Origin of the sequence: Microcystis aeruginosa LEGE 91341, assembly GCF_015206885.1 — a bacterium.
GTDB classification, from domain to species: Bacteria; Cyanobacteriota; Cyanobacteriia; order Cyanobacteriales; family Microcystaceae; genus Microcystis; species Microcystis aeruginosa_H.
Map to the genome: position 1 here is coordinate 1 of NZ_JADEXY010000178.1, position 7,589 is coordinate 7,589.

Annotated in this window: 5 protein-coding genes; 2 read left to right on the plus strand and 3 right to left on the minus strand. The window is 44.1% G+C overall.

Annotated elements, in window-relative coordinates:
* Nucleotides 1–70: 70 nt before the first annotated feature.
* Both IQ234_RS19075 and IQ234_RS19080 read left to right on the plus strand, forming a co-directional pair.
* Nucleotides 71–1,246 (plus strand): hybrid sensor histidine kinase/response regulator, encoded by a 1,176-nt coding sequence (locus IQ234_RS19075; RefSeq protein WP_193958236.1) that lies wholly within the window; start codon nt 71–73, stop codon nt 1,244–1,246.
* Between the two features lie 471 nt (nt 1,247–1,717).
* A complete protein-coding gene (locus tag IQ234_RS19080; protein ID WP_130757437.1) occupies nt 1,718–2,527 on the plus strand; it encodes an SDR family NAD(P)-dependent oxidoreductase in 810 nt (269 codons plus the stop codon).
* A 61-nt stretch (nt 2,528–2,588) separates the two neighbouring features.
* Here IQ234_RS19080 and IQ234_RS19085 read toward each other — a convergent pair whose 3' ends face one another.
* The 3 genes from IQ234_RS19085 to IQ234_RS19095 all read right to left on the minus strand — a co-directional run bounded on the left by IQ234_RS19085 (nt 2,589) and on the right by IQ234_RS19095 (nt 7,205).
* Nucleotides 2,589–3,455 (minus strand): 6-pyruvoyl trahydropterin synthase family protein, encoded by an 867-nt coding sequence (locus IQ234_RS19085; protein WP_193958237.1) that lies wholly within the window; start codon nt 3,453–3,455, stop codon nt 2,589–2,591.
* Between the two features lie 714 nt (nt 3,456–4,169).
* Entirely contained in the window at nt 4,170–5,594 is a 1,425-nt protein-coding gene (locus tag IQ234_RS19090; protein WP_193958238.1) for an ammonium transporter, read from the minus strand.
* Nucleotides 5,595–5,768: 174 nt separating this feature from the next.
* On the minus strand, nt 5,769–7,205 hold the full coding sequence (locus tag IQ234_RS19095; RefSeq protein WP_193958239.1) for an ammonium transporter: 1,437 nt from the start codon (nt 7,203–7,205) through the stop codon (nt 5,769–5,771).
* Between the last annotated feature and the right edge of the window lie 384 nt (nt 7,206–7,589).

Consider the following 7,589-nt stretch of genomic DNA (forward strand, 5'->3'; position numbering starts at 1 on the left):
ACACCCTACACCCCACTTCCCCACACCCCACTTCCTAACTTCCCAAATCTCTTTAACTCTTGATTAAAAAATGGGACTCTCGCAGGATATAAAAGTTCTTTTAATCGAGGATAATTTAGCCGAAGCTCGATTATTAAAGGAAATTCTTAAGGGTAATGAAAAAAAAGAATTTCATCTGGTTAATGTGTCAAGATTATCCGAGGCAATTTCTCTGTTACAACAAACAAATTTTGATGTAATTTTATTAGATCTAACTTTACCAGATAGTCAGGGTTTGGAATCCTTAGCTCCCCTTTTAATTACCGCTCCGAAATTGCCGATCGTGGTTTTAACTAATACTAATGATGATAATTTAGCTTTGCAAGCACTACGTCAGGGAGCGCAGGATTATTTAATTAAAAGAGAAGTAAGTTTAGAAATTTTAACTAGATCGCTATGTTATGCGATCGAGCGAAAACAGATGGAGGAAGCTTTACGGGAATCGAACGAAGCTTTAAAAATGAGCGTGATTGAACGCACTAATCAACTGGAAAAAGCGCAGGAATTAAATCAGTTAAAAACTGAATTTGTTTCTATGTTATCCCACGATTTTCGCAATCCTTTAAATAAAATTTTACTCTCGGCTGGATTATTAGAAGAAAGTCGCGATCGGTTGACAAAAGATCAGCAAGTTAGCTATTTTCGCATGATTCGATCGGCCATTAAAGACATGGATCAACTGCTCACAGAAGTGTTATTAATTGGTAGGGCCGATTCCGGGAGATTATACTGTCAATTTGATCCAGTGGATTTACTGGATTATTGTCAAAAATTGGTAGAATCTTTTATGGTTAAGCCAGAAAAACAATCAGCAATTATCTTCCAAATTGAGGGCAGCTTAGAAAGAGGACTTTGGGATGTTAATTTAATTAAACATATCTTGACAAATTTACTGGGAAATGCTATAAAATATTCACCTCAAGGCAACCCCGTAGAATTTAAGATTATTGTCGAATCCGAGCAGGTAGTCTTTAAAATTGTCGATCGAGGAATTGGTATTCCATGCAAAGATCAAGAACATTTATTTAAACCTTTTTATCGCGGTAGCAATGTCGATAATATTCAAGGAACGGGATTAGGATTAGCCATTGTCGGGCGCTGTGTGGAAGCGCACAAAGGACAAATTCACCTGGAAAGCGAGGAAGGAAAAGGCACCAATATCACAGTGATTCTACCGATTATTACCGACATTGAACACCTAAATTGAGATGAACAATAGGGTGGAACCACAATTTTTTTCCCGCTGCCCCCCTCTCCCCACTTCCCCACTTCCCCACTTCCCTTCTCCCTTCTCCCTTCTCCCCTTCCATAGGATTGATACTAAATCCAGTTATTAAAAACTGATTGTCTATTCCCCCTTTTGCCCTTTGCCTCTTGGCTTTTGCCTATCCTGATATGTCACCTATACTTAACGGATTTAGTATGAGGATCACCCTGAGCGTTCATCCGATCGAGTGATTTTGTGGAAAAGTGTTAAAAAAGATTGCTGTTTGTAAAGACAACTGTTACCGTGGGTTCAAGAGTGCGCTTTGAAGGAGGAAAAATCCCATGCACCCTAACCTATCCATCTATCCCCCGATTGCTTCGCTACTTATGTAGGGCATAGATGCACAAATTAAAGATTTCAGAAGCAAAACCAATAAATTCCCGTACTGTTGCTTAAAACAGGAGTTTGATCATGAAATTACAGGGAAAAACAGCCCTAGTCACGGGGGCATCCCGGGGCATTGGACGAGCGATCGCCTTAGAATTAGCCCGACAAGGTTTAAGCAGAATTGTGATTGTTGCCAGAGATCAAGAGCGATTAGACAAACTAGCCAAAGAAATTGAGTCCCTAGGGGTCATTGCCACACCTTTAGCCCTAGATTTAACCGAAAATGACCTTGTTAGTCCTTCAATTATCCGCGTTTGGCAAGAATGCCGTGGCATTGATATCCTCGTTAACTGCGCCGGTATTGCCCATCAAACCCCCTTTCTGCGATCGCAATTTTCGCAAGTGCAAGCAGAAATATCTTTAAATCTGATGGCCATGTACACAGTTACTCGCTTAATTGCCCGCCGGATGGCAATTAGGGGACAGGGAACCATCGTCAATGTTTCCAGCATGATGGGTAAAATTGCCGCTCCTAGCTTCGCTACCTACTCGGCCACCAAATTTGCCATTTTGGGTTTTAGTCAAGCTCTCAGGTCGGAATTACGGGAACACAACATCAAAGTTGTCACCCTCTTACCCTCTTTAACCGATACGGATATGGTGCGAGAATTGCAGTTATTTCGATGGTTAAAGCCGATGAGCGCCGAAGAAGTCGCCCAAACCCTAATTACCGGGTTAAATAGGGAAAAAACGGAAATTGTCGTCGGTTGGCAAAGTCATCTAGCTCTTTGGTGTCAAAAATTGGCCCCGAAACTGCTGGAGAAAATTGTCGATTTAGCTTCTCCCTTACGCCAAGGCAAAGGAAAGCGAGGATGGCGAGAAGTGTTTAACTAGGGTTTAATTAAATCTATCAGGGTGAGCCATGCTCACCCTAATCACCTTAACCAACAGGCAATTAAACGGCTGTCAGAGTTTTTTCTAGAAGTTGTCGGGGAGCTTGAACCGAACCACGACAGTGGATTTCCGCAGAATTATTGGGACTTTCAATCAGTTTAACTTTATCTAATTGGGCTCCCAATTGGCGGATCCGTTCCTCTAATAGTTGAGCGATGTGTAAGGCAATATTTTCTGCGGTGGGAACCACTTCGGCAAAATAGGGAATATCCTTATTTAAAAAAGCATGATCGAAGGGTTCTACTACCAATTCATCGATCGCTTTTTGTAAATCCCCTAGATCCACAATCATACCGGTGCGGGGATCGATTTCTCCCGCCACGGATACTTCTAGGTGATAATTATGACCATGACCGTTTACCCTGGCGCATTTGCCGTAGATTTCCGAGTTTTGTTCGAGGGTTAATTGCGGTAAAGCCAAACGATGGGCGGCGCTAAAATGGGTTTTGATAGTTAAAGTTGCTTCCATATCTTTTCCTTGATATTCTGCCCACAATTCGGGGTGTTCAAATAGTTGAATTTTGACCAATGGTAAATAGGGTGCTAATCTTTGCCAGATAACTCTAGCGATATTTTCTGTGGTGGGTAGGGTTTGCTGAAATTCCGGCCAGACTTGATTGAGATAGGAGTAGTCTAATTGACTGGTTATCTCTCGTTTAATTACCTGTTTCACGGTGGAGAGATTTTCCACCATGCCATAAAGATTGAGTTCTTTGTATAGGGAGACGTATAATTCGTAATTGTGACCATGACCGGGAAAACGGCTACCAAGACCAAAAAGTCTTTGATTTTCGGCTTCGTCCCATTCTGGCAGATAATAGCGATGGCTGGCTGAAAACCGCGCTCGACGATTGATGATGCAATCCATAAATGTGGGCGATCGATGACTTTGTAAAGTTACGTTAAGGTAACTCTTTCTAGCATAAACCAGTTTTGTCTCCTCCTGCTTGCAGACCGGGGAAAGTTAAGCTGTACTGAATTTAAACTGCCTATGGGAAATTTTAGTACAAATGCTCGAACTGCTTCTCCCTGCTCCCTAGGGTCGTTTCATTCTCTCAAATCCTTATCTGGCAACGTTTTAAGTCGATTTCTCCGAAATACATAGCTGAAAATTTGTCCAAACGTCGTGTTTTGTAGGTTAATTCATGAATCGGCGTTGCTGATTTGAGACATGAATCTTCTCTTGTGGTATTTTTAAAACCTAGACCCAAACTAACTTTTGGATACGATGCACAGTTGGCATTCATACCTTGATTCAGCAACCCCCACAACCCCCAGTGATACTAAATCCAGTTATTAAAAACTGATTATTTATACTAAATCTGGTTATTAAAAACTGATTATTTATTCCCCTTTGCCTTTTGCCTCTTGCCTTTTGCCTCTCCTCATAACTAGCCTGTACTCAACGGATTTAGTATTATTCCCTCTTTTGCCTTTTGCCTTTTGCCTGTCCTCATAAGTATCCTATACTCAACGGATTTAGTATGACAGAGACAAGACGACCAAAAACGGAATTGTTAAACCCAGTTTCACAGAGACGAAATTTCGCCTCTGTTAGCTGGACCAATAGCCGATTGAATCCCTAATAATTTTCTTGCGGATTTGTGGTGGGAGGATTTTCTTGGTAGGAAAAGCTGCTACCAAACTCGAATTCCTGTCCGTAGGCTTCCTCTCCGTGTTGAGGCACATCTAACCCTTCTGCTTCCGTATTCGGTTTAACCCGCAGATCCATAAATAAACCGAGAACTTTCAGAATCACAAAAGTACCGACGGCAGCAAAGATATAAGTAGCGGCAACGCCAACAAATTGCGTCCAGACTAAGCCGGGGTTGCCAAATAGTAAACCGTTATTACCGAGAGAATTAACCTCTTTTGTGGCAAAAACCCCCGTAAGGATTGCCCCTATTGTTCCACCCACACCATGGACAGGATAGGTATCCAAAGAATCATCAAAGCGCAATTTTGCCCGGAGACTAACCGCAAAAAAACAGCCAAGAGCAGTGATCGAACCAATCAGAATCGCACCGATGGGTAGAACAAAACCGGCAGCGGGAGTAATACCCACTAATCCCCCCAAAAATCCACTAGCAATACCGATCGCTGTCGGTTTACCGCGTAAAATCCATTCTATCAGCATCCATGTCAACCCCCCAGCCGAAGCGGCGATCGTGGTATTAACAAAAGCTGTCGTAGCTAGGGAACTAGAGGAAAGTGCGCTACCCCCATTAAAACCAAACCAACCAAACCAGAGTAAACCGATACCGAGGAGAACAAACGGCACATTATGGGGTGCATAGGTTTGAGTTCCAAAACTACGCCGCGGACCGATTACCCAAGCGGCCACCAGTGCGGAAATCCCAGAACTAATGTGAACAACGGTTCCACCGGCGAAATCCAGTGCCCCAGTGGCTGCTAACCAACCCTTACCCCAAACCCAGTGAGCTAGGGGAGAATAGATAAAGGTGGACCAAAGCAGTAAAAACCAAAAAAAGGCCTTAAAGTTGACCCGTTCTACGATCGCCCCCGAAATTAAAGCCGGGGTGATGATGGCAAACATCATCTGATAGACCATAAATACTTGATGGGGAACCGTGGGAGCATAGCCGGTGCTATCGGGTGCGGCGGCGGTGACACCGTTGAGAAAAACCCAATCCAGACCACCGATAAAAGCTTCGATCCCTTCCCCAAAGCCACTTTTACCCGGGGTGACATCAAAAGCAAGACTATAACCCCAAAGCACCCAAGTTACACCGATGACGCCCATCGCCACCAAACTCATCATCATGGTGTTGAGAACGTTACGGGAACGCACTAAACCCCCATAAAAAAAGGCCAGTCCGGGGGTCATTAATAAAACTAAAGCTGAGGATATCAGCATCCAAGCGGTATCCCCAGCACTAATCGGATTGGGGGGAGCAGCGGCGATGGTTTCCGCAAAAACTGGGGCAACTCCACAATTGAATCCCAGTGCCAGCAAAAGTATGGTTATTCCTACGATCTTTTTCATTGTCGGTTGGTGGTTAGTAGCAAGATTATTTTTTTCTGTCTGGAAATAGACAAAAACCGAAAGAGAAAAGGTTTAGAAGGCAATTATAGCCACCGATCGCATCGGGGCGAGGCCTTCTTCCTTTTCTCTTTAACTTTTTTGGGGATCAATTAATCTATCTTTACAAGGTTTAACCTAACGACTGCTAGGCGTTTCCATGTCAACACTGGAAGCATAATAGCCACCAGTAACGATATCGGACTCCTTGACGAAACCGCTATAGGCTTCCATCCCGTGTTCACCCACATCCAAACCTTCCATTTCTTCTTCGGGAGTAACACGAATACCGAGGGTAGCCTTAAGGATTGTCCAAACGATACCACTAACAATCAGGGTAAATGCCCCCACTGCCACAATTCCGATAATTTGGTTAATAAACAGTTGGAATTGACCGGTGATTAAACCCGCATCTTTGTTGAAGATACCGACGGCTAAAGTTCCAAACACACCACAGACGAGGTGAACGGAAGTCGCACCCACGGGGTCATCAATTTTCAGGTTATCAAAGAAAGCCACCGAGTAAACCACGACCACACCGGCAATTAAACCGATGATTGCCGCCGACCAATAGGATACACCATCACAACCAGCAGTAACGGCTACTAAACCGGCCAGAATACCGTTAATAATCATCGAAAGGTCGGGTTTACCATCTTTTGCCCAAGCGGTAAAGGTAGCGGCAATACCCCCCGCAGCCCCGGCGAGGTTAGTGGTGACAGCGATATAGGGTACAGTTTCACTAACCGCTAAAGCAGAACCGGGGTTAAAACCAAACCAGCCAATCCAGAGAATTAAACAACCCAAGGTCGCGATACTCATGTTATGGCCGGGTAAGGCACTGGTGCGACCGTTGATATATTTACCCATTCTCGGGCCGAGAATTGCCGCCCCAGTTAAGGCAGACCAACCACCCACCGAGTGAACCACCGTCGAACCGGCGAAGTCTTTAAAACCAAGGTCAGCTAACCAACCGCCACCCCAAACCCAGTGACCGGTGATCGGGTACATGATACCAACGATAATTAAGCTAAAAACGAGAAAATCGGTGAATTTAATCCGTTCTGCCACCGCCCCAGATACAATAGTTGCTGCCGTTCCCGCGAAAGCGACTTGGAACAGGAAAAACACCGAGGTGGGCAAATAGGCAGGCATAACGTAGGTGGCAGGATCGCTACTGCTGAGGAACCATCCTCCTGTACCGAAAAACTCGTTACTGACAGACCCAAACATCAGGGAGAAACCGATCGCCCAAAATGATATGGTGGAGAGGGCGAAAACGATCAGGTTTTTGGCGAGAACGTTAACGGCGTTTTTCTGGCGACAGAATCCCGTTTCTAGCATCGCAAAACCCGCGTTCATAAAGATCACGAGGATGGCGGCAATTAAAACCCAGATTGTATTAAGGGCGTTTTGGACATCTTCGGGGGTTAGGGGTTTCGCATCCTGGGCCTGTACGGCTGTATTCCAAACCACGAAAATAATCGCGGACAAAGGAACACAGGCTAACCAGACAGGGTTAATTTTCGGTAATAAACCGACAAGTTCCCCAGATTTTCGAGCAATTCGTTTCATCGTTAATTCGTTTACTTTTTTGAGTTAGTAGGTCGATTCATTACTGTTGAAAATAATCACCGAGCAATTATGTCCGTTCAACCGCTAAATCCTAGGAACGGAGGTCAATCATTTCAGAAGACCAAACACCTAGGGATTTATCTTGATGTGTGAGTAGTCAATGTTTTTCGATCTTTGTTTTTTTGATTTGAGATTTCTGTATCCTCTGATACGTTTCACTTTAAAATAATAATAGTAGAGAAGTGATCAATAATTCAGTTATCAGTTAGAAAGGGGATTTAGGGGTTTAGAAATTTAGGAATTTAGGGGTTTAGGGGTTTGGGGAAATTTCAGCCAAATGCCCCACTACCCCCTGCAACGCGCACGCAGTGACCACCCCACACC